The 20,598-nt window shown below is 34.4% G+C and carries 15 protein-coding genes; 10 read left to right on the forward strand and 5 right to left on the reverse strand.

Features of this window, described 5'->3' with window-relative positions; all coding sequences use genetic code 11:
- The first annotated feature begins 15 nt into the window (after nucleotides 1-15).
- Nucleotides 16-834, forward strand: a complete 819-nt coding sequence (locus QMO11_RS09200) for a hypothetical protein (protein ID WP_282037008.1) — start codon at nucleotides 16-18, stop codon at nucleotides 832-834.
- Nucleotides 835-1,051: 217 nt separating this feature from the next.
- Here QMO11_RS09200 and QMO11_RS09205 read toward each other — a convergent pair whose 3' ends face one another.
- The 4 genes from QMO11_RS09205 to QMO11_RS09220 form a co-directional block, all read right to left on the reverse strand.
- Nucleotides 1,052-2,488 (reverse strand): FG-GAP-like repeat-containing protein, encoded by a 1,437-nt coding sequence (locus QMO11_RS09205; protein WP_282037009.1) that lies wholly within the window; start codon nucleotides 2,486-2,488, stop codon nucleotides 1,052-1,054.
- A gap of 867 nt (nucleotides 2,489-3,355) precedes the next feature.
- The gene (locus QMO11_RS09210; protein WP_282037010.1) at nucleotides 3,356-4,747 is read right to left on the reverse strand and encodes a TolC family protein; all 1,392 of its coding nucleotides are present in this window, start codon (nucleotides 4,745-4,747) and stop codon (nucleotides 3,356-3,358) included.
- Nucleotides 4,748-4,834: 87 nt separating this feature from the next.
- Nucleotides 4,835-6,187, reverse strand: coding sequence for an HlyD family secretion protein (locus tag QMO11_RS09215; protein ID WP_282037011.1), 1,353 nt, complete (start codon nucleotides 6,185-6,187; stop codon nucleotides 4,835-4,837).
- Nucleotides 6,181-7,911, reverse strand: coding sequence for a peptidase domain-containing ABC transporter (locus tag QMO11_RS09220; protein ID WP_282037012.1), 1,731 nt, complete (start codon nucleotides 7,909-7,911; stop codon nucleotides 6,181-6,183). The genes QMO11_RS09215 and QMO11_RS09220 overlap by 7 nt, the downstream gene beginning before the upstream one ends.
- Before the next feature lie 559 nt (nucleotides 7,912-8,470).
- Between QMO11_RS09220 and QMO11_RS09225 the strand changes: the two genes are divergently transcribed.
- A complete protein-coding gene (locus tag QMO11_RS09225) occupies nucleotides 8,471-12,397 on the forward strand; it encodes a YDG domain-containing protein (protein ID WP_282037013.1) in 3,927 nt (1,308 codons plus the stop codon).
- A 26-nt stretch (nucleotides 12,398-12,423) separates the two neighbouring features.
- The gene (locus tag QMO11_RS09230; protein WP_282037014.1) at nucleotides 12,424-13,272 is read left to right on the forward strand and encodes an outer membrane beta-barrel protein; all 849 of its coding nucleotides are present in this window, start codon (nucleotides 12,424-12,426) and stop codon (nucleotides 13,270-13,272) included.
- On the opposite strand, the gene QMO11_RS09235 is transcribed toward QMO11_RS09230, so the two are convergent.
- Nucleotides 13,273-14,070 (reverse strand): PhzF family phenazine biosynthesis protein, encoded by a 798-nt coding sequence (locus QMO11_RS09235; protein WP_068474414.1) that lies wholly within the window; start codon nucleotides 14,068-14,070, stop codon nucleotides 13,273-13,275.
- A 370-nt stretch (nucleotides 14,071-14,440) separates the two neighbouring features.
- Between QMO11_RS09235 and QMO11_RS09240 the strand changes: the two genes are divergently transcribed.
- The 7 genes from QMO11_RS09240 to trpB all read left to right on the forward strand — a co-directional run bounded on the left by QMO11_RS09240 (nucleotide 14,441) and on the right by trpB (nucleotide 20,581).
- Nucleotides 14,441-14,644, forward strand: coding sequence for a hypothetical protein (locus QMO11_RS09240; RefSeq protein WP_068474411.1), 204 nt, complete (start codon nucleotides 14,441-14,443; stop codon nucleotides 14,642-14,644).
- A 226-nt stretch (nucleotides 14,645-14,870) separates the two neighbouring features.
- Entirely contained in the window at nucleotides 14,871-16,286 is a 1,416-nt protein-coding gene (locus tag QMO11_RS09245) for an anthranilate synthase component I family protein (protein WP_068474875.1), read from the forward strand.
- Between the two features lie 28 nt (nucleotides 16,287-16,314).
- Complete coding sequence (locus QMO11_RS09250) at nucleotides 16,315-16,884, forward strand: anthranilate synthase component II (RefSeq protein ID WP_068474408.1); 570 nt, start codon at nucleotides 16,315-16,317, stop codon at nucleotides 16,882-16,884.
- 75 nt (nucleotides 16,885-16,959) lie between these two features.
- The gene (gene trpD, locus QMO11_RS09255; RefSeq protein ID WP_282037018.1) at nucleotides 16,960-17,952 is read left to right on the forward strand and encodes an anthranilate phosphoribosyltransferase; all 993 of its coding nucleotides are present in this window, start codon (nucleotides 16,960-16,962) and stop codon (nucleotides 17,950-17,952) included.
- A 15-nt stretch (nucleotides 17,953-17,967) separates the two neighbouring features.
- A complete protein-coding gene (trpC, locus tag QMO11_RS09260) occupies nucleotides 17,968-18,753 on the forward strand; it encodes an indole-3-glycerol phosphate synthase TrpC (protein ID WP_282037019.1) in 786 nt (261 codons plus the stop codon).
- Nucleotides 18,754-19,392, forward strand: coding sequence for a phosphoribosylanthranilate isomerase (locus QMO11_RS09265; protein WP_282037021.1), 639 nt, complete (start codon nucleotides 18,754-18,756; stop codon nucleotides 19,390-19,392).
- 1 nt (nucleotide 19,393) lies between these two features.
- Nucleotides 19,394-20,581 (forward strand): tryptophan synthase subunit beta, encoded by a 1,188-nt coding sequence (gene trpB, locus QMO11_RS09270; RefSeq protein WP_068474390.1) that lies wholly within the window; start codon nucleotides 19,394-19,396, stop codon nucleotides 20,579-20,581.
- Nucleotides 20,582-20,598: the final 17 nt, after the last annotated feature.

Consider the following 20,598-nt stretch of genomic DNA (forward strand, 5'->3'; position numbering starts at 1 on the left):
TTTCAGAAAAAAATTATGCGAATTACAATTAATAAAATAGCAATGTTTTTAGTAACAAGTTTTGTATTAACGGCTTGTTATAAAAACGAAGTAACCCTATATGATGGTCCTTCTCAAATTCATTTTATGGGTTCTGAGGATATGATTATTGTGAATCAGGATGAAGCTATTATTGAAATAGAAGTAGGTGTTACAAAAGTACAAGATACTGAGCAGGTATTTAATATTGTTGTTGATACTGAAAATTCAAGTGCCGAAGAAAATGTACATTTTAAGTTTATATCTAAAACAATTGTTGTTCCTGCAGGAGAAGCTTTAGCTAATATTCAGATACAGGGTATTTACGAAAATGCTGTTGAAGAAGGTGCAACATTAACCCTTCACTTGGGAGCAGAAAAAGATGAGAATGTAGCTACGTTTGACAATGAGTTTCAGCTAAACTTATTCCGCCATTGCGATTTTGATAGACGCATGTTTACGGGTAAATTTCATGTTACTGAAAAGGCATCTGATGGCACATATAATTACGAAGTGACCATGAGAGCTGGATCAGGATCTTATTCTGTCTTAAGTAAAGGTCTATGGATGGTTGAAGAAAATGAGGTAGAACTTCAATTTGATAGAAATAGCTATGATGTTTCTATTCCCGATGCCTTCTTTTTCGAAGATCTAGGCTCGGGTTACGAAAATGTTTGGATTAAAAGTTTGCAAACAGGTATGTATAATTCATGTTTAGGCACAATCTTTGAAATAGAGTATTTCATATACCCTAAAGCAACACCAGATACAGGATATGATAGAGGTACATTTACCTTTGAAAAGATTGGTAACTAGTTTCAAAAATATGCAAACCTAACTAAAAGGGGAAGCACTTATTTTTTAATAAGTCTTCCTCTTTTTTTATGCTCAATTTTTAATAGTACCAACCCTGTTCACTAGGTAAGATGCGTCTAATATTTATTTAATTAAAGCCATGTGAAAATCAAATAATATATCAACGCACCTCCTAGTTTTTACTTGTATATCGATTGATTATACGATAGTTGAAATACTATTTCTTAATTATTTTTTGTTGATACGCTTGACCGTTCTTTTCAAGAATTAAGAAATATACACCACTTGGCTGATTGCTTATATTGATTGAATGGTTAAAGGATGGTGTAAAATATACGGTGTTTCCTGTTAGGTCAACAACTTTAACCGATCCTGTGTAGTTTGGTATATTAATAAGCCCATTGGTCGGATTTGGGTAAGCCTTAAATTGAGACTCATTGTTAGATATATTTGTAGGCGTATCTTTAGTTATCTCATAATAAGCAATTTCATTATAGTTTGCAACAGTAATAACTTCCAAGTAACCTCCAGGAACAAGATCGTCAAAAAACAATTGTCGAGGATCTTTCTCCACGCTAATTCGGATATCTGATTTTGATTTAAAGATACCATCACCCTGGTTTAGATAAATATTGACTTTTCTATTTTGATAAGTTATGCACGCAATGTCTAGATGATTATCTTTGTTAATATCAACAGCGTAAGCAATGTTAGCATATGAATAACTATAGCTATATAACTGTGTTTTACTATATGTGTAATCATCATTACATAGGTAAAGTTCAATAACTGTTTTCCTATTAGTATAGTCATTCCTTGTAATGATTAGGTCAATTTTACCATCATTATTTAAATCACCGGTCGAAATATACATGGGTTCAAAATTATCTCCGGCTGAATCACCTTTACTTAATGTGAATGTACCATCACCATTTCCTAATAATAGTCTGTAAGTATCTCCTGCTTGTCTACCAACTGTAACAATGTCTAAGTTGCCGTCTGCATTAAAATCACCAGTCGAATATGCTGTATTCCCATATCGAAATTCATCATCTTCAATGTGATATTTGTTCATTGATTCAAATGTAATGTTATCAGGACTTGTAGTATTGTTAATCCCAACTACAATGCCGTATTTCCTTGAATAGTAGTATTTCTCTGTAAACCAAACTATATCAGTTTTATTATCGTTATTAAAGTCGCCAGTGACCACACCCTTTCCATAAATCGCATGTTGCCCAAATGAATAGGTTGATCCAGTATATTTGTATTGATCTTCTTGCTCATCCCAATAGTAAATATTATTAGGGCTTGTGCTTGCTCCATTAGGACCAGCCGTTATTAGGTCTAAGTCACCATCATTGTCCAAATCAGAAAGAGCAGATCCATACACATCATTTGTTGTTCCAAAATCAATATGCTGTATATTGTCAAGTGTAGTTTGCTGATTGCTAAATACTGACATTCCCCTAGGTGTTGTATTAGACGGGACAACTAATTGGTTAGTTATATCTGAATACACAGCACCACAGTACACCCCAATAGTTGGTTCTGTGCTTAAGATAATTTTGTTACCGACTGTGTGTTCTTCGTTTTGTGCTAAGGCAACTAAGTTTATTGCAGCAATAATTAATAGTAAAACTGTTTTTTTCATTCCTTAAGTTTAATTTGTTTTTTTAAATTGGGTCGCGAAAGTATATGAAATTCGATTGTGTTTAAGCTTTAGATGGTTGGCAAGAGGTTAATATGTACGGTGCCGTTATTGTAATTGGCGATGGGTTAACTCAGTAGTTGATTGAGAATATTCGTAAAACTGAAATTAGTTTAGTAAGTAAGTACCAAAATGCTCTTTGTTGTCGAATTATTTTATTGGAATTCGTTTGATAATGGTTGAAATAGATATCTTGGAGAGAGATTTTTAGAGTTACATGTAAAATTTGAGAAGCTTTTGATGATCTTTCTTGTTAAAGTTGATGAAGTGGCAAACGGTATCCTTGCATTAGGAGGTATACCAGCACATACTTTCGCACTTATCTAGAGGAGGGTGAAATAAAGCTAGCCGATAGTAATGGTAAAGAGGCTATAGAGAGTTTATTATTATTTAATGTATTGATTTAAAATCAATGAAATATTCTTGATGTTGCGGGAGGTGATATAGAGTCAGAAAAGGATACTCTTTAAATAAGATTTCAGAGTCTAAAATAATTAGTGAACCCTGAACCTAATTATTGTGTATAGAGGGTGGGATTTGTTTGCTTAAATAAGAAAAATGATTGTTATCCGATTGGCTACAATAATCCCTTTATTAAAATTTGTATTAAGCCACATCAGCACGATCAAAATAAGTCCCTATGAGATTAGAATAAGAGGTAATTATCCTAAATGATATAAACCGATATGTTATGGTTCATTAGTTCTACTCATGTAAGCTTTTAAGAGCAAGTCAATTTGATTTATTGACTTGCATGGTTGCTTTAAAGGTAGTAGAATCCCAAATATGTTCAGATGATTTAGAAATGCTTTACTGATTATTAGAGTAAATCGATAAGCCTGCTGCGTAGCCAACGCCAACCTGGGATACATTGTATTTTGCCAATAGGGATACCAATTTAAGTTGAGCTTCAATTAAGCTAGTTTCTCGTGCGTTTACAATGAACAATGAACTTTCTCCTGATTCAAATCTGCGCTTCTCTGCAGAAAACATTCTGCCATAGTTCTCAACAACATCCTGATAAAGCTTTACTTGTTCGTTGAGTGTTATTTGGGTATTGTAATGCTTGCGTAATTCATTCTCTAAGGCAAGTAGTTTCTGATTTAAATCTAATTGTGCATCCTGAACCTTGAGTTTTTGCATATTGTAATCTCCACGCTCTGATCTTAAAAATAAGGGCATACTAAAGTTAAATCCCCATTTATAATTATTAATGGAGTAATTCTGAAATAAATTTCCTCCATGTGGTTGGTTTATAAAGTTATAATTGACCTTAAAATCAGGCATAAAATCCTGTTTTTTAAGTTTCAAAGCAACCTCCATTGACTCAATTTTGTAATCCATTATCTGCATATCAGGATGCCTAAATGCTAAATCCTTAATTAGTATACTCAATGAGTCAGTGCTAATAGCGGGTGCGGGAGTTACTTCTTTATATAGAGGAGGGTGAAGTTGGTCGCTAATAGTTAAAGGCATCCCGTCTTCATACCATAGGTAATTTGAAAGTTCTAAGGTTACGTTATTGTATTTGAGTCGAGCTTGTGTTTTACTCAATTCACGGTTTTGAACCAAAATATAGGCTTCAAGCGTATCAATAGCCGATTTATCACCATACTGATAGCTTCCTTTTATACCTAATAAACGAACATTAGCTAATTCAACTGCCTCTGTAAATATTTTGTATTCGTTATACGCTTCAACCCAATCCCAGTATTTTTTAATAGCCCCAAAATATAATGAAAGCATCATCTTTTCTTGTTCAGCCTTAGTTGACTCGGCATATAATTTGGCTTGTTGTAACGAAGCTCTTCGTTTATCAATAATTAAACCTTTACCAATAGGAACAGAAATTCCAGCATACCATAATCCATCATCAGGTACTTTGTTTTGGGGATTCAAATTGTAGCCTTGGTTCTGATCATAACCAGCTTTTAGCTCAACGCCATACCAAGTAGGAACTTTTAAGCCCGTTCCTAGTATGCTATAATATTGATTGTCTCCATAATATTTCTGATCTAGTCCTGCATACAAATAAGGGTCAAAATTTCCTCTAGCGCTTCTTACTTCACTTTCCCCTTTCTCTAAAAGTAAATTACTTTGTATCGAAACCGGATGGTATTTTTCGATATACCAAAGTAGTTGATCAGGAGTGAAAACCGTAGAATCAATTTGAGCTTTTACCAACATTGTTGATAAAAGCATAAATAGTATTGTTATATAATTACGAATCATCGTATAAATCAATTTTCGTTGTTAACGCTGTTTGTAGAAGAATAATAACTAATAAAATTATTTCTTTTCTTTTGCAGCGCTGCTCTGTTTAGCATAATAATCAGGTGGGAAACCGTTTAACTGACGCCATATTTCGTACCAAACAGGTACGTCTTTTAATAATGCAATACCATTTGCTCCTGCGCCAACTCTCAATTGTTCTGGCCAGTCAATAGCATTTTTGTCTCGAGCTACTAAGATACGATATTTACCTCCATTACTAATAAAATTGTCTATGGCAACTACTTCTCCACCAAATGTTCCAAATGAAACACCTGGCCAACCACTAAACACAACTGACGGCCATCCATCAAACATAAAGCGTACTTTATTTCCAACATGTAATAGTGGCACATCTATTGGGTCTACATACATTTCAACAGCCAGGTCAAAGTCAGCAGGCATAACACTTACTAAATCATCTCCTTGTTTTACCGTTTCTCCAATTCCTGAGCGAATGGTTTTTGTAATGTACCCATCTTGCGGAGCAGTAACATAATACAATCCCGTACGAACGGAATAGTTCATGTACTGGTTTTGCATTTTTGTAACAACCGCTTCGGCATCGTACATAGCTGATAAAGCAGAAAATTTATCTGATTCAGATTTGCTTAATTTTTCACGATATTGATTTGCTACAGATGACAATTCAACCTGATAGTTAATTAATTCATTTCGGCTACTCAGGAGTTTATTTTCAGCTCCTACCTTTTTTGATTCTGTTTCTTGCAGTTTTAGCTTACGTGTTTCTAACTCAGTAAGAGAATTTAAACCATCGGCATGAAGCTGTTCGGTACGTTTAAATTGACGTTCAGCAATTTCGTAATTCGTTTTAGCAGCTTCAAAAGCAATACTATCTGATATAATTTTTAGTTGAGCTTGTTTAATGTAGTTATGGGTTTGCTCAATCTTAAGTTTTTGAGTAGATAAAAGTGCACTAATTTGTTCATCAAGTGCATTAATCTTTTCCATATACGATTGAACAGCTAGTTTCTTAGCCTCAATCTGTTGCTCAGTTCTCCCCAATAAATCAGGATCCATATATTCATCCTTAGTTTCAGATAAAAATAATATGGTGTCTCCTTTGCTTACATAATCTCCTTCCTGAATAAACCAGCTTTCGATTCTACCTCCAATTATAGAATGTATAATTTGCGGACGTTGATCTGGTTTAAGTGTAGTTACATACCCTTTTGCTCTAACATTTTGAGTCCAAGGTAGAAACATCGATAAAAATAGGATACCAAAAAAGGCTATAAGTAATCGCGTAAATATTTTGCGGGCAGTGTAGTCTTTAACCATGCCAAATGCCTTATAGTTCTTTAAATTAACTTTATCGGCAGTGCTTTTATTTTCTGATATATTTAACATCGGTTGTTAGTTTGAAATACATTATTATACCATCCTAAATGTTTTAGTTTGCTATGATGGTTATCGGCAATAAGTTCTCCTTGGTTTAATACCAATACACGATCAAAACAATCTGCTACAACAGGATCGTTTGATGTTGCGATGCATGTTGCATCTTGTGACATGATATAGTTAAGAAATTTCTCTTTATCGGTTTTTCCTAATTGATTGAATAAATCACCAAGTAAAATCAACTGAGATTTTGCAACTATGCTTCGCGCTAGGATAATTTTAAGGCGAACACTTTTAGGAAGGTTTTTACCTTCTGCAATTAGTAAAGTCTCGTATGAATTTTTTTGCGTTTCAATAAACGAAGCAATTCCAAGTACTTTCGCCACTTTAACAACTTCTAGTTTACCAACACCTGGTTTACCTAGGGTAATATTATCCATAATGCTGCCCGCAAAAATTTCTTCTTTTGAGAGGCATGATCCTATTTGGCAACGAAGTTCCCCTTTTTTCCAGTTCTTTAAACTAACATCGTTAAAAAGAATTCTACCAGAATAATTATCATATAAACCGCCAAGGTGTTTTATTAGTATTGATTTTCCAGATCCATGGTAGCCTGCAATACAAATGTTTTCTCCAGCTTTGATATCTACATTAATATTCTTGATAACTTCTGTCCCTTCAACTTCTGAGAAAGAATAGCTAAGGTCTGAAACTTTAATATCAAATGCTTTAGTTTTTGAAATATCAATGTTTTCACCGTCTTCGCAATCAAGCGGCAAATCAGCAATACTTCCCATTTTTTCAACGGAAGTTAAAACATCATATATGGTTTCAATAATCTGCATTATTTTTTCGATGGAAGTAATAATCATTAAAATGATAATTTCGGCAGCAACAAATTGTCCGATATTCATCTTTTGTCCAATTACCAATAATCCACCAATAATTAATAAGCCGGCTGTCATAACAACCTTAAAGCTCACCAAACTTATAAATTGAATTACTAAGGTTTTAAAATGACTTTTTCTGTACTTTAAATATCCTGAGACTGCTTCATCCGTTTTTCCTAGAGGTAAGGATGAGTCAGGAGCCATTTTAAATGTATCTTGTGTACGTGCTAACTCTTCTAGCCAATGGGCTACTTTATATTTGTAGGTAGACTCTTTTAAACTTGTGATAAGTCCTTTTTTTGCAGTGTATCTAAATATTATAAAAACTACAATTAAGAAAGTAATACTGTATAGAATAAAATATGAGTGATAAATAGAGAGTAAGATTAAGCCAAATACCACTTGAAGTATTGCCGAAGAAAAATCGAGTAATATTTTTGAGAGTCCTTTTTGTACAGTAAGCGTATCAAAAAAACGATTCGTTAACTCAGGAGCATATTCATCATCAAATGCTTTTAGCTTAATACGAGGAATGCGATAGGCAAAATCAAAGGCTGATCTAGCGAATAATTTTTGTTGGATGTTCTCAGAAATGGTCATCTGCATAATCTGCATTCCTCCATTTAAGGCCACACCAAGTACGACTATGGTAACTAAAACAATCCAAGAAGTACTTACTTGTCCACCTGATATTAAATTTATAATTGCCTGAACTCCAAGTGGGAGTGATAGTGATACAAGCCCGTTAAATATGGCATAAACGTATATGCTAAAGATCTCTTGCTTTTCAACCTTAAGCAGATTTAAAAAGCGCTTTAAGGGTAACTTTACATTATATTCCATTATATATTTACAGTAGTTTGTGTTTATGTTTAATAGAGTGTTGGTCTATTATTTTGCACCTCGCGATTTATTACAAAAATAAGACCATATTTTATCAAAAGCCAACGCTTAATAACAATAATAAGAGTTATTTAATTACAGTAAAAGAGTAACCTAAAAATCACTAAGCTTGTTCAACGCAGTAAGCATTTTTATTAAACAATAAGAGGAAGGAGGGTAGCTTGGTATAGGGGATTATACGGGAATAAAAAGTAAAAGGTATTACTCACGACAAGTATCATCCTTCCAATGAGATGCTTACAGATTGCCTAGTAATAACCTTTTTAATTCTGTAGCTAAAGTATGGTACCAATATTACTTGTATATGTTTTAATCGTTAATAATACGTTTTTTATTAATTAATGCCGTTTAAATACTTGGCAAAAACTTTATCGATGTAAGGGTTTTATAACTTTCTGATGATTTATGAAACCGATTGTGTTTATTATCGTATTAAACAAAGCACTAACAATAAATCCTTACAATCTTCTCAGGTTACTGAGTTTTAAACGATAATAACATGGGCTCTCTGAAAAAACGACTCTTCATTTGTTTTGTTCTTTTCTCTAATGTTTTCTTATCATATGCACAAATTTTTGTAAGCACTGATGGAAATAACGATAACGATGGTTTAAGTTGGAATACTGCACTTGCTGATATTAATACAGCCATTCAAGAATCTACCTCAGGACAGGAAATATGGGTAAAGAGTGGTACCTATAAACCTGATGTTTCCTACAGGCGAGCGTCATTTACTTTAAAATCGGGTGTTAAGCTTTATGGAGGGTTTAATGGAACAGAGGCAAGCATTGGTGAGCGCGAAAGAACTGACTCTGATGGCAATGGAACTATAGATAATTGGGAATTTACTCATCCTACCATATTAAGTGGCGACATAAACACAGAAGGAGTTAAAACTGATAATTCAAACCATGTAGTCATAATTCCCAAAGATGCAAGTATTGAAACAACCATTGATGGATTTATTATTGAGGATGGATATAATGATGAAGATATGGTTTTTGCCACATCTAATTATCATTATCTCGCTTCAGGAATTGTGGCCGGAGGTGGTACAATAGAGAATTGTATTGTCCGAAATTGTGAAAATGTAAGCGGGGCTACTAATACATTTTTCTATGGAGGAGGTCTCTATACAAGTGGTACTACCTCAATTCAATCGTGTTTGATTACAGATTGTTCCATTAATGGTAAAATCTCTGTTCAAGGAGGTGGTGTATATCTTACCAATTCGAACTTTGAGAATAGCAAAGTTCTAAATTGTCATATTGAGGGAGAGAGCTCTACATCGTTAAGTGGGGGTGGTGTGTTTGCCATAAATTCTTCAATTCGTAATTCCACTATTGAGGGGTGTTTTTCCGATGACAGTTACAAAAGTGATGGTGGTGGAATATATAGTCAAGGTTCTCGAATCATAGGTTCAGTTATTAGATCCTGTTCAAGTAAAGGTAGCGGAGCTAATGGCGGTGGAATTTATGGTATAGATTCTTCCATATCGCAATCTAAAATATTCAATTGTTCTTCAGAAAATTATGGGGGTGCATCTTACGCAATATCATCTTCTTTTTTTAATTGTTTAGTATTTAATAATTCAGCAAGTAACCGAGGTGGAGGTTTATATGTGCGTCAATCTTATTTGGTTAATTCAAATATTGTAAAGAATAATTGTGTTGCTGAGTTAGCCTCTGGAGGGGGATTGTATTCAGAAGAAAGTTCTGTTTATAATTCAGTTATTTGGGGTAACGAGCTAATTGAAGCTGGTAGTACGCCACAACTGTATCTATCTTCATCTTCAAATCTAGATTATTGTGCCATTGAGAATCAAGACTATTCGGATTCTAATATTCGATTAGCGGCTAGTAATAATGGTACCGAAAGCTTGTTATATCCAAGATTCCTGAATCCAACTAGTTTTGCTGGAGTCATTAATGGGACAGAGGAATCTGAGGAAGTGTTATTGGCTAATTGGGATATTGAGAAAACTTCCTCTTTAATCGAAAATGGAGATAATGATAAATTAAACGAAAATTCTATTGGTTTAGATACCGATTTGAATGGTAATGAATTGACAACGGATGATATATACGATTTTAAAGATTTAAATGATGATTCCCGTTTGTTTAATGCTAAAGTTGATATCGGGGCCTACGAAAGTATATTTATCGATGTAGTATTACCAAGCATTCCGGTTGTTGAGTATGGAACCACTTTAGGTGAAATTACCTTTACAGATGGCTCAGCTATTGATAATAGATATGGAACTAGTATTGATGGCGAATTCTTTTTTGCTAATTCAAGTACTATCCCTGCGAAAACTGACCCTGCAACAAAATATAGTTTAATTTTCAGGGCGAATAATAATATCGATTATCCTGATAAACTTGAAGAGTTGTCAGTTATTGTTACTAGCAAAGAATTAACTATCGATAATATTGTTGTTGCAAATAAGGCGTATGATGGTACTGCGCTAGCAACACTTTTAAACAATGGCGATTTAGTGGGTATTGTTGGGGCAGATAATGTAATTTTAGAAACAACATCTTTGGAAGCGGTTTTCGATTCAAAGAATGTCGGGATCGATAAGGTTGTTAGTATTACGGGTTACACACTATCAGGAGATGATATCAATAACTATATATTAGGTATAGTTACTAGTACTGCAACTATATCAACAAAGGATATTTCTGCTTCAGCACTATCAGCTGAAAATAAGCAATACGATAAGAATACGAGTGCTCAATATACTGAGAACCCTTCATTAATTGGTGTTATAATAGGAGATGATGTGAGCTTAATTGAAGGTTCTGCCAATTTTGAAGATGCCAATATCGGAGATAATAAAAAGGTTGAGTTTACCTCTTTTAGTATTAGTGGAACTGATGCTAGCAATTACAATCTAAATTCGATCCCAAATTCATATGCCAATATTACACCTGTAGAGTTAAAACTCGAAGGTTTAAGTTTTAGTGATAAGGTTTACGATGGTAATACATCTGCTTCAGTGGATGGAAATCCAACTCTTAACGGAATTTTAGATGGAGATGATGTTGTGCTAAATATTGGTGCGATCAACGCGTTTTTTGAGGATAAAAATGTGGCGCAAAATAAAAGTATCAGTCTGAGTAATCTATCCATCTCAGGATCAGATAATGCAAACTATACGCTTAGTAACCCGGGTGATTTTACGGCCAATATTACCGTAAAAGAACTAACTGTAACAGGCTTGGGGGTTGTCGATAAAACCTACGATAAAACCAATACTGCTACTCTAACAGGTATAGCTAGTTTGCAAGGAGTTATTGATGGTGATGATGTATTATTATCTAATTCGAATCCAGTAGTTTCTTTTGTTGATGCGAACGCAGGCAATCAAAAGAGTATTACATTAGAGTCATTAAGCATTTCAGGTGATGAGAGTAATAATTATAATTTAACTCAACCAATGCTCACGGCTTCTATTGAGCAAATAAGTATCGAAATTAGCGCGGATAATAAAACAATAATATATGGAGAGCCATTGCCAACTTTATCGTATGTAATTTTATCTGGAGCACCACTTAATGGGGATGATTTTGTTGGCGAAATAGGTGTAAATGCAAGTCTTGATGCCGGACAGTACAACATTTTACAAAATACTCTAAAAGTTGATGATGGAAACAATGGCTTAAACTATAATATTATTTATAGTGAGGGTACGCTCACCATAAATAAAGCTGAAAATAGTATTCAGTTTGATATGGAAACCAGTACTCGTTACGAGAAAGACAAAACCATCGAATTATCTGCAATTGCGACTTCTGGCGAGGCTATTTCGTTTAGTAGCTCCGATAATAATATAGTGAGTGTTGATAATAATGTTCTAACCATTCATTCATATGGATCAGTTAATATTATTGCTTCAGAAGATGGTAATAATAATTATAACGCTGCTGAATCGGTTTCAGTTTTATTTACGGTAAACCTAGATGTAACCATACATAGTAAGGGAAGTAATATGTTGTTAGTTGATAATGTTCAAGAGCAATTTGAAAGTTACCAATGGTATCAGAATGGGGCTAAACTTACTGATGCAGAAAAGCAATTTTATCACTCAGCCGAAGGTTTAGATGGTGAGTATTATTGTGTGGTTACTACCAATAAGGGAGATGTTTATACAAGTAATAAAATTTCTCAATCCGCAACCAAATCGGCACGCGCTTACCCATCTCCTGCTCAAGCAGGAGAAAATATCAATGTTGAGTTATCAGCAGATAATACTAATGTAATTGAGCCAACGTCCATATCCATTTATAATACTTCAGGAAAGCTAGTAAAACAGATTTTTAATGCTGGCCAGAAAGAAGTGTTTCAATTGGATAAAAACGGTGTCTATATCATAAAAACACAAGGAGGAATTACATCAACTCAGAAAATTATTGTACGCTAATAATTTACCTTTAATACAACTACATTGTGAAAAACTATATAAAGCTCTCTTTAATTATTCTTGTTCTGCAGATGCCAATTGTGGTCTTAAATGCGCAGATTAAACTGTCTCCGTTTATATCGTATGGTTCACAATCTGTAAACTACGACTATGGGACGAATAGTTCTGAGTCAATGATGGGTATAGGCTTTGGAGCAGATATTCAATACCATATATCAGAATATATGATAATTGGGTCTGGGATTCGCTATAATGAATATGGCGCTACATTTAATCTCGGATCATTTCAATCGGAAGCACCGATGATTGATCAGGATAATGATGCCTACATTTTAATGGCTAGTGGCACTAACATTGAAGAGGAGCATACGATTGGAGCAATAGAGGTTCCTTTGTTTTTCAGATATCAAAAGTGGATTAGTAGCGACTTTATTTTGTATGGTGCTACAGGGCCGGTATTCTCGTTTTTAGGAACCGTTAAAACTACCATAAATTCAGGGAGTTTGTCAACCTCTGGTTATTATCCACAATGGAATTTAACAATTGATGATGTGCCCGAATATGGTTTTTATACACGGGATATTACCGAGCTATCTACCGTTACCGAATTTAATACTTCTATCGCATGGTTAATTGAAGTGGGTTCGGAATATTATGTTAGTAAGCGATTAAATTTGGCATTTGGTTTATATTATCAGCCTGGTCTTAATAATATTTCAAGCACTACTGCTGAAGGCTTATTAACTGATCCAAATTCTTACACAGGAACCATTAATATTGCAGATAAAATTCAATTAACAAAAGCTGGTTTTAAGCTTGGTGTTAACTTCGACTTAACACCAAATAAGCGATCTAGTGTAAAAAGTATACGATAGTTAAGTGTTTATAAGTAAGCTGCCTTTTATGTAGGTTACACAGTTGCCACCTATATAAACTCTATCGCCATTGAGTTCGCAGCTTAACTTGCCTCCACGTGCGCTGAGTTGATGGGCAGTTAGTTTAGATTTACCTAGCCTTTGAGCCCAAAAGGGAGTGAGCGTTGTGTGGGCTGAGCCAGTAACTGCATCTTCATCAATTCCACTTTGAGGTGCAAAAAAACGAGATACAAAATCAACCTCTGTTTTAGATGGAGCAGTTATAATTATTCCTCTGCATTCCAATTGCTTTATTATATTAAAAGAAGGGGCGTAGTCTTTAATGTGTTTTTCAGAGTCTAGCACAAACATATAATCAGTTCTGCCTTTGTATATTTCTTTAATCAACTCACTTTTGTCAAATCTAATTAATTCAGGAAATTCGAGCACGGGAGTAATAGTATCCTTTGGGAAGTCTAGCTCCAAGTGATCGTCTCTGCGGTATACTTTAAGAACTCCACTTTTTGAATGAAACGTAATTTCATCACCCTCATAATTCTCATGTTCAAACATTACATATGCTGCCGCTAAGGTAGCATGACCACATAAATCAACTTCGATAGTTGGAGTAAACCAACGTATTTTTAATTCAGAATTATGGGGAGCTACAAAAGCCGTTTCTGATAAATTATTCTCTTTTGCAATATTTTGCATTAGCGCATCGCTTGGCCAATTATTCAATATTACTACAGCAGCACTATTCCCTGAAAATAAATCAGATGTAAATGCATCAATAAAATAAATAGGAGTGTTCGTCATAATAAGATCTGGATTATTGAGAATTTAATAAAGATAAAATTTTCAACAAAAACTCACAAGTTTATGAGTTTGGTAATCAATAGCTATGCCTAGTAATGTCAAAATGTTTGATGTGTTTTTGTCTTATTTATATTCATTTTAAAGGAGGCGTGTAACTTGTAGGTTATGTGTCGTTTGTTGTTTTTATTATTGATGAAAGACCCTCTAAGTATGGTACTTGATTAAATTTTTAAGTCAGATAATTATTCCTATCTTCAAGTATCCAACAGAAGTAAGGGAACTTAATTTATTGTTGTAGTTAAAGATATATTAGCTTAATAATTAGGTGGTTCTTTTGCAAAGTAAATTTTAATTGAAATCTATAATTATTATGTTAGAACATCAAAAGTCGGTATTGTTAGGCGTTGCCAAATACCCTGAGTTATTTAAAAAAGAATTGGAAAAATCTCTTGGATGGTTAAACGATTCTGAAGCTACAACTCTCTACAAGTGGCTTAGCGAAGAATTTGATCAAACAATCTTTAGTATATCACAAGATGTATTTGGTGCTAAAACATCATTAAAATTATCGTAAACTCAGTTTGATATTATTTTGATATTTCAAAAATATTATTAAACTTTGCAATCGCTAACAATTTATAAGCAGATGATAAATAATATGAACAATACATGGTGGTGGCATTGGCTTTTCTTAACTTAAAAAGAGGTTAATCGCTACGCTATACAAAATATTTTGAAAAATGGCTTACCGAATCCTCGGTAAGCCATTTTTTTTTCAACAATTTCAAATAAGTCATATCATGAAAAACATAAATATAAAATGCAGCTCAAAAAAAATACCTGCTGATATTGCTGATATTGTAACACCTGTAAGTGTTTATTTAAAATTACGAGATCTTTTTCCTAACACGATTCTGTTAGAGGGGTCTGACTATCATGGTAATAGTAATTCAATGTCTTACATTTGCTTTAATACTTTAGCAGAGTTTCTGGTAAAAAAAGGAAAAGTAGAGCTTACTTCAACAGATGGAAGTAAAGAAGACGGATTACCAGCTTCAGAAAAAGATATTCCGGCGCAGCTAGATGCATTTTTAAAATTATTCAATGTTTCGAATAGCGATAACCATATTGAAACAAATGGCTTATTTGGTTATTCATCATACGATGCAGTGCAGCATTTTGAGTCTTTAGAGTTTGATAATGGTGTGAATAGCGATTATGAGATTCCAGAGATGCGTTATAATTATTATAAGTACATACTGGCCTTTAACCATTTTTCAAATCAGATAAAACTCATCGAAAATTTACCTGAAGGTGATTCTAGTGAGTTAGATGAGATTATCAAATTGCTTAACAATAGAACTGTTACCTCTTACCGCTTTAATGCTGAAGAAAAGGAAACTAGCAATGTGACGGATGAGGAGTATATTGAAATGGTTAAGAAAGGAAAAGAGCACTGTTTTAAAGGTGATGTTTTTCAAATAGTTTTATCTCGTCAGTTTAAAAGAAAATATTCGGGCGACGACTTTAATGTATACCGTGCTTTAAGAAATATCAATCCTTCTCCTTATTTGTTTTATTTCGATTATGGTGGCTATAAAATATTAGGCTCTTCACCCGAAGCTCAGTTGGTAATAGATGATAATGTGGCTACAATTAATCCAATAGCTGGTACTTTTAAAAGAACTGGTGACGATGCAAAGGATAAAAAATTAGCCGAGCAATTGAGTGCTGATCCTAAGGAAAATGCAGAGCATGTGATGTTGGTTGATTTGGCACGTAACGACCTAAGTAGAAATTGTGAGAATGTAAAAGTGAATACTTATAAAGAAGTTCAATATTACTCACATGTATTGCATTTGGTTTCTGATGTGAGCGGAGAACTGCAGGAAGGTTCTAATACCTGTAGGGTAATGGCGGATACTTTCCCTGCAGGAACTCTATCGGGAGCGCCTAAGTATAAAGCAATGCAGCTGATTGAGAAATACGAGAATCAAAATCGTGGTTATTATGGTGGCTGTATTGGAATCATCAATTTCGATGGTTCATTTAATCAGGCCATCATGATTCGCTCATTCCTTTGCAAGGATAATACTTTATTTTATCAGGCTGGAGCCGGAGTTGTTTCAAAATCGGAACCAGAAAGCGAATTGGCAGAAGTAAATAATAAATTGGGTGCTTTGAAAAAAGCTATCGAGTTAGCAAATGAATTTTAACATACAATAACTCAATAATTATAAAGAAATGAAGATATTAGTTTTCGATAATTACGATTCGTTCACATACAACTTGGTTCATTATATTGAGGAAATTGTTGGTGAAAAGGTAGATGTTTATAGAAATGATAAAATAGACATTGAAGAAATTAATAAGTACGATAAGATTTTATTATCACCCGGACCTGGCGTTCCGCACGAAGCAGGTATTTTAATAGATCTTATTAAAAAGTACGGTAGTTCAAAAAGTATTATGGGTGTGTGCCTCGGTCATCAGGCAATAGCCGAGGCTTATGGCGGACAAATTGCCAACTTACCCACTGTTTTTCATGGCATAGCTACTCCAATTGATATTATTGATGAGGGTGAAATTCTGTTTAAAAATATGCCATCAAAAATAAATGTTGGCCGATACCACTCTTGGGCAGTTGAAGATGAGGGTTTACCAGATTGTTTCGAAGTTACTTCGCGTGATGATGAAGGTAAAATAATGGGAATTAGACACAAAGAACACGATGTTAGAGGTGTGCAGTTTCACCCAGAATCTATCTTAACCGAGCACGGAAAAGATATGATGCGCAATTGGTTAACTAACTAAATCGAATTTTAATATAAGGCACAATGTAATTAAGCCCTATTTCTTGATACTTGTGTTTCGTTATTTATTAGAAAGATGAAAGAAATATTACAAAAACTCATACAGCATAAACAGCTCACTAGCCAAGAGGCCAAAGAAGTGCTGATAAATATAGCCGCCAATAAATACAATAATTCGCAGGTAGTTACCTTTTTAAGTGTATTTATGATGCGTCCAATTAGTGTTGAGGAACTAAGTGGTTTCCGCGATGCATTGTTGGAGCTTTGTTTAAAAATGGATTTTTCAGAATTTAACGCCATCGATATTGTGGGTACCGGTGGCGATGGTAAAAACACCTTTAATATTAGTACATTGTCTTCTTTTTTGGTGGCTGGTGCAGGGTATAAAGTTACCAAGCATGGGAATTATGGGGTTTCTTCGGCGTGTGGTTCATCAAATGTAATGGAGTATCTAGGATATTCTTTCACAAATAATGAAGACTTACTTAAAAAGCAAGTCGATAAGGCAGGTATAACTTTTTTACATGCCCCGCTTTTTCATCCGGCCATGAAAGCGGTAGCACCTTTCAGAAAAGAATTGGGTTTAAAAACCTTCTTCAATATGTTAGGGCCAATCGTAAATCCATCTTTTCCGAAGAATCAATTCTTAGGTGTTTTTAGTTTAGAGTTGTTACGTTTGTACCAATACCTCTATCAAAATACCACAAAAAATTATTCTATTGTGCATAGTTTAGATGGCTATGATGAAATATCGCTAACAGGCGATTTTAAAATTATAGATAATGAAGGAGAGAAATTAATTACTCCTGAACAAATTGGCTTTAAACGTATACAGCAAAATGAAATTTTTGGAGGAGATACGGTAAACGAAGCATCCAAAATATTTACAGATATCCTTTCATGTAAAGGAACTGAAGCTCAAAATAGTGCTGTTTTTGCAAATGCAGGATTGGCTATAAAGTGTATGGATCAATCTAAATCTATAGAGGAGGCGATTGAGTTGGCAAAAGATTCATTATTATCAGGCAAAGCCGAAAGTGTACTTAAAACCTTAATTGAAATAAAATAAGCAATCATAAAGATTATGAATATCCTTGATAAAATAGTTGCTCAGAAACGTATTGAAGTGAAGCAACACGAAGAATTTAAAACAATAGATAAACTTAAATCTTACGATTGTTATAAAGCTGAAGTACCATCGTTAAAAACCTATTTAACTGATGGGGAGCATAATGGAATTATCTCAGAATATAAGCGTCAATCTCCTTCAAAAGGAGTTATCAACAGTATGTCAACGGTTGAAGATGTTGTGCCCAAATATGAAGAAGCGGGTGTTTCAGGCATTAGTGTGCTGACGGATTCCGAGTTTTTTGGAGGAAATAAAAGCGATTTAATAGGAGCTAGAAAGTTAACTACTGTTCCTTTGCTTCGTAAAGATTTTATGATTTCGCCGTATCAGGTGCATGAGGCAAAAGCCATTGGAGGTAGTGCTATTTTATTAATTGCAGCTATTTTATCCTATCAAGAAGCCGAGGAACTTTCAAAGTTAGCTAAGGATTTGGGTTTAGATATCTTAATGGAAGTACATAGTAAAGAAGAGTTAGATATAGTAAATCCTTTGGTTGATGTAGTAGGGGTTAATAATAGAAACCTGAAAACATTTGAAGTTTCGTTACAGCAGAGTATCGATTTGGCAAAACAAATGCCCGATAGTGCTGTGAAAATTTCAGAGAGCGGAATTTATACTCCCGAGGATATTTTCCTGCTTCGCAAACATGGTTTCCAAGGCTTTTTAATTGGCGAAAACTTTATGCGCACCAACAACCCTGGTGACGCTTGCATCGAATTCTCAAAATCAATAGCACAGTAAATGTCACAATCCATACAAATAAAAGTATGCGGTATGCGCGATAGTGATAATATAAAAGCTGTCGCTGCCTTAGGGCCAGATTATTTAGGCTTTATCTTTTATGGTAAATCACCACGTTTTGTTGAGGGTATTATCGATGTTGAGTTATTAAAGCAACTTCCCAATACCATTACAAAAACGGGTGTCTTTGTAAATGCTGAATTCAGCTACATAAAAAGTTGCGTTAATAAATGTGGACTGAATGCCGTGCAGTTGCATGGCAATGAATCGCCTGAGTTTTGTGCTTCAGTTCAAAGTTTAGGATTGGAAACAATTAAAGCCTTTCAGGTTTCAGAAGAGTTTGACTTTAGTACTCTTGATCCATATGCACTGTGTACTGATTACTTTTTATTTGATACCAAAACCAAAAATTATGGAGGTAGCGGACATAAATTCAATTGGGAATTATTAAAACAATACAATAATCAAAAGCCTTTATTCTTAAGTGGAGGTATCGATGTGGATGATGCTTCAGATATTCTAAAATTGAAGGATGTAAATATTCATGCAGTCGATATTAACAGTCGTTTTGAGATTGAACCAGCACTTAAAAGTGTAGAGAAGGTAAAACAGTTTATTCAGAAAATTAAAAATCAATAATATGAGTTCTAAGTATAATGTTGATGAAAAAGGAATGTACGGCCAGTTTGGCGGTGCTTATATTCCTGAAATGCTTCAGCCCAATATCGATAAACTCAAAAGTGTGTATTTAGATGTTATTAATACACCTGAGTTTAGTAAGAAGTATGTAAAGCTTCTAAAAGATTATGTAGGACGCCCGACCCCTTTATATTATGCAGAGCGTCTTTCCGAAAAATATAAAACCAATGTGTATTTAAAGCGCGAAGATTTAAATCATACGGGAGCTCATAAAATAAACAACTCTTTAGGTCAAATCTTATTGGCCCAAGAATTGGGTAAAACTCGCATTATTGCAGAAACAGGTGCTGGTCAGCATGGGGTAGCAACAGCAACGGCCTGTGCTTTAATGGGCATGGATTGTGTAATTTATATGGGTGCACTTGATATTGAACGTCAAGCTCCCAATGTGGCTCGTATGAAAATGCTAGGTGCCAAAGTAGTTGCAGCAGAATCAGGTAATCAAACCTTGAAGGATGCTACAAACGAAGCGCTCCGCGATTGGATTTGTAATCCAGAGGATACCTTTTATATTATTGGTTCTGTGGTGGGCCCACATCCTTATCCCGATATTGTAGCGCGTTTTCAGAGTGTGATTAGTGAGGAAACAAAAACACAGCTTAAAGAGAAAACAGGAAGTGAATACCCTGATTATGTTGTTGCTTGTGTGGGAGGTGGCAGTAACGCTTCGGGAAGTTTTTATAATTTCTTAGATGATGAACAAGTCAAATTAGTTGCTGTAGAAGCTTCCGGACTAGGTATTGATTCTGGAGAAACAGCTGCAACAATTGCATTAGGTGATATTGGTATTATCCATGGAAGCAAAACTTTCTTAATTCAGGATGACGATGGGCAGATTATCGAGCCTTACTCCATTTCTGCAGGTTTAGATTATCCAGGTATCGGACCTCAACATGCACATTTAAAAGATACAGATAGAGCTATTTTTCTGGATGCAACAGACCAAGAGGCTTTAGATATGGCGCTTGAAGTTACCCGATTAGAAGGTATTATACCGGCTATGGAGAGTGCACATGCTTTTGTGGCACTTAATAAAATGGAGTTTAAGCCAGAAGATACTGTGGTTATTACTTTATCGGGTAGAGGAGATAAGGATATGAGTACCTATATGGATCGTTTTAGTTTATAGACTTGATACTTTAAAAG

Origin of the sequence: Saccharicrinis aurantiacus, from assembly GCF_947489045.1 — a bacterium.
GTDB lineage: Bacteria > Bacteroidota > Bacteroidia > Bacteroidales > Marinilabiliaceae > Saccharicrinis > Saccharicrinis aurantiacus.

Excerpts from the sequence above, each read along its gene's own strand:
- QMO11_RS09200 (WP_282037008.1), top strand. The coding sequence starts at position 16 with ATGCGAATTACAATTAATAAAATAGCAATGTTTTTAGTAACAAGTTTT.
- QMO11_RS09225 (WP_282037013.1), top strand. The coding sequence starts at position 8,471 with ATGGGCTCTCTGAAAAAACGACTCTTCATTTGTTTTGTTCTTTTCTCT.
- QMO11_RS09265 (WP_282037021.1), top strand. The coding sequence starts at position 18,754 with ATGTCACAATCCATACAAATAAAAGTATGCGGTATGCGCGATAGTGAT.
- QMO11_RS09245 (WP_068474875.1), top strand. The coding sequence starts at position 14,871 with ATGAAAAACATAAATATAAAATGCAGCTCAAAAAAAATACCTGCTGAT.
- QMO11_RS09220 (WP_282037012.1), bottom strand. The coding sequence starts at position 7,911 with ATGGAATATAATGTAAAGTTACCCTTAAAGCGCTTTTTAAATCTGCTT.
- trpC (WP_282037019.1), top strand. The coding sequence starts at position 17,968 with ATGAATATCCTTGATAAAATAGTTGCTCAGAAACGTATTGAAGTGAAG.
- QMO11_RS09205 (WP_282037009.1), bottom strand. The coding sequence starts at position 2,488 with ATGAAAAAAACAGTTTTACTATTAATTATTGCTGCAATAAACTTAGTT.
- QMO11_RS09215 (WP_282037011.1), bottom strand. The coding sequence starts at position 6,187 with ATGTTAAATATATCAGAAAATAAAAGCACTGCCGATAAAGTTAATTTA.
- QMO11_RS09235 (WP_068474414.1), bottom strand. The coding sequence starts at position 14,070 with ATGACGAACACTCCTATTTATTTTATTGATGCATTTACATCTGATTTA.
- trpD (WP_282037018.1), top strand. The coding sequence starts at position 16,960 with ATGAAAGAAATATTACAAAAACTCATACAGCATAAACAGCTCACTAGC.
- QMO11_RS09210 (WP_282037010.1), bottom strand. The coding sequence starts at position 4,747 with ATGCTTTTATCAACAATGTTGGTAAAAGCTCAAATTGATTCTACGGTT.
- QMO11_RS09250 (WP_068474408.1), top strand. The coding sequence starts at position 16,315 with ATGAAGATATTAGTTTTCGATAATTACGATTCGTTCACATACAACTTG.
- trpB (WP_068474390.1), top strand. The coding sequence starts at position 19,394 with ATGAGTTCTAAGTATAATGTTGATGAAAAAGGAATGTACGGCCAGTTT.
- QMO11_RS09240 (WP_068474411.1), top strand. The coding sequence starts at position 14,441 with ATGTTAGAACATCAAAAGTCGGTATTGTTAGGCGTTGCCAAATACCCT.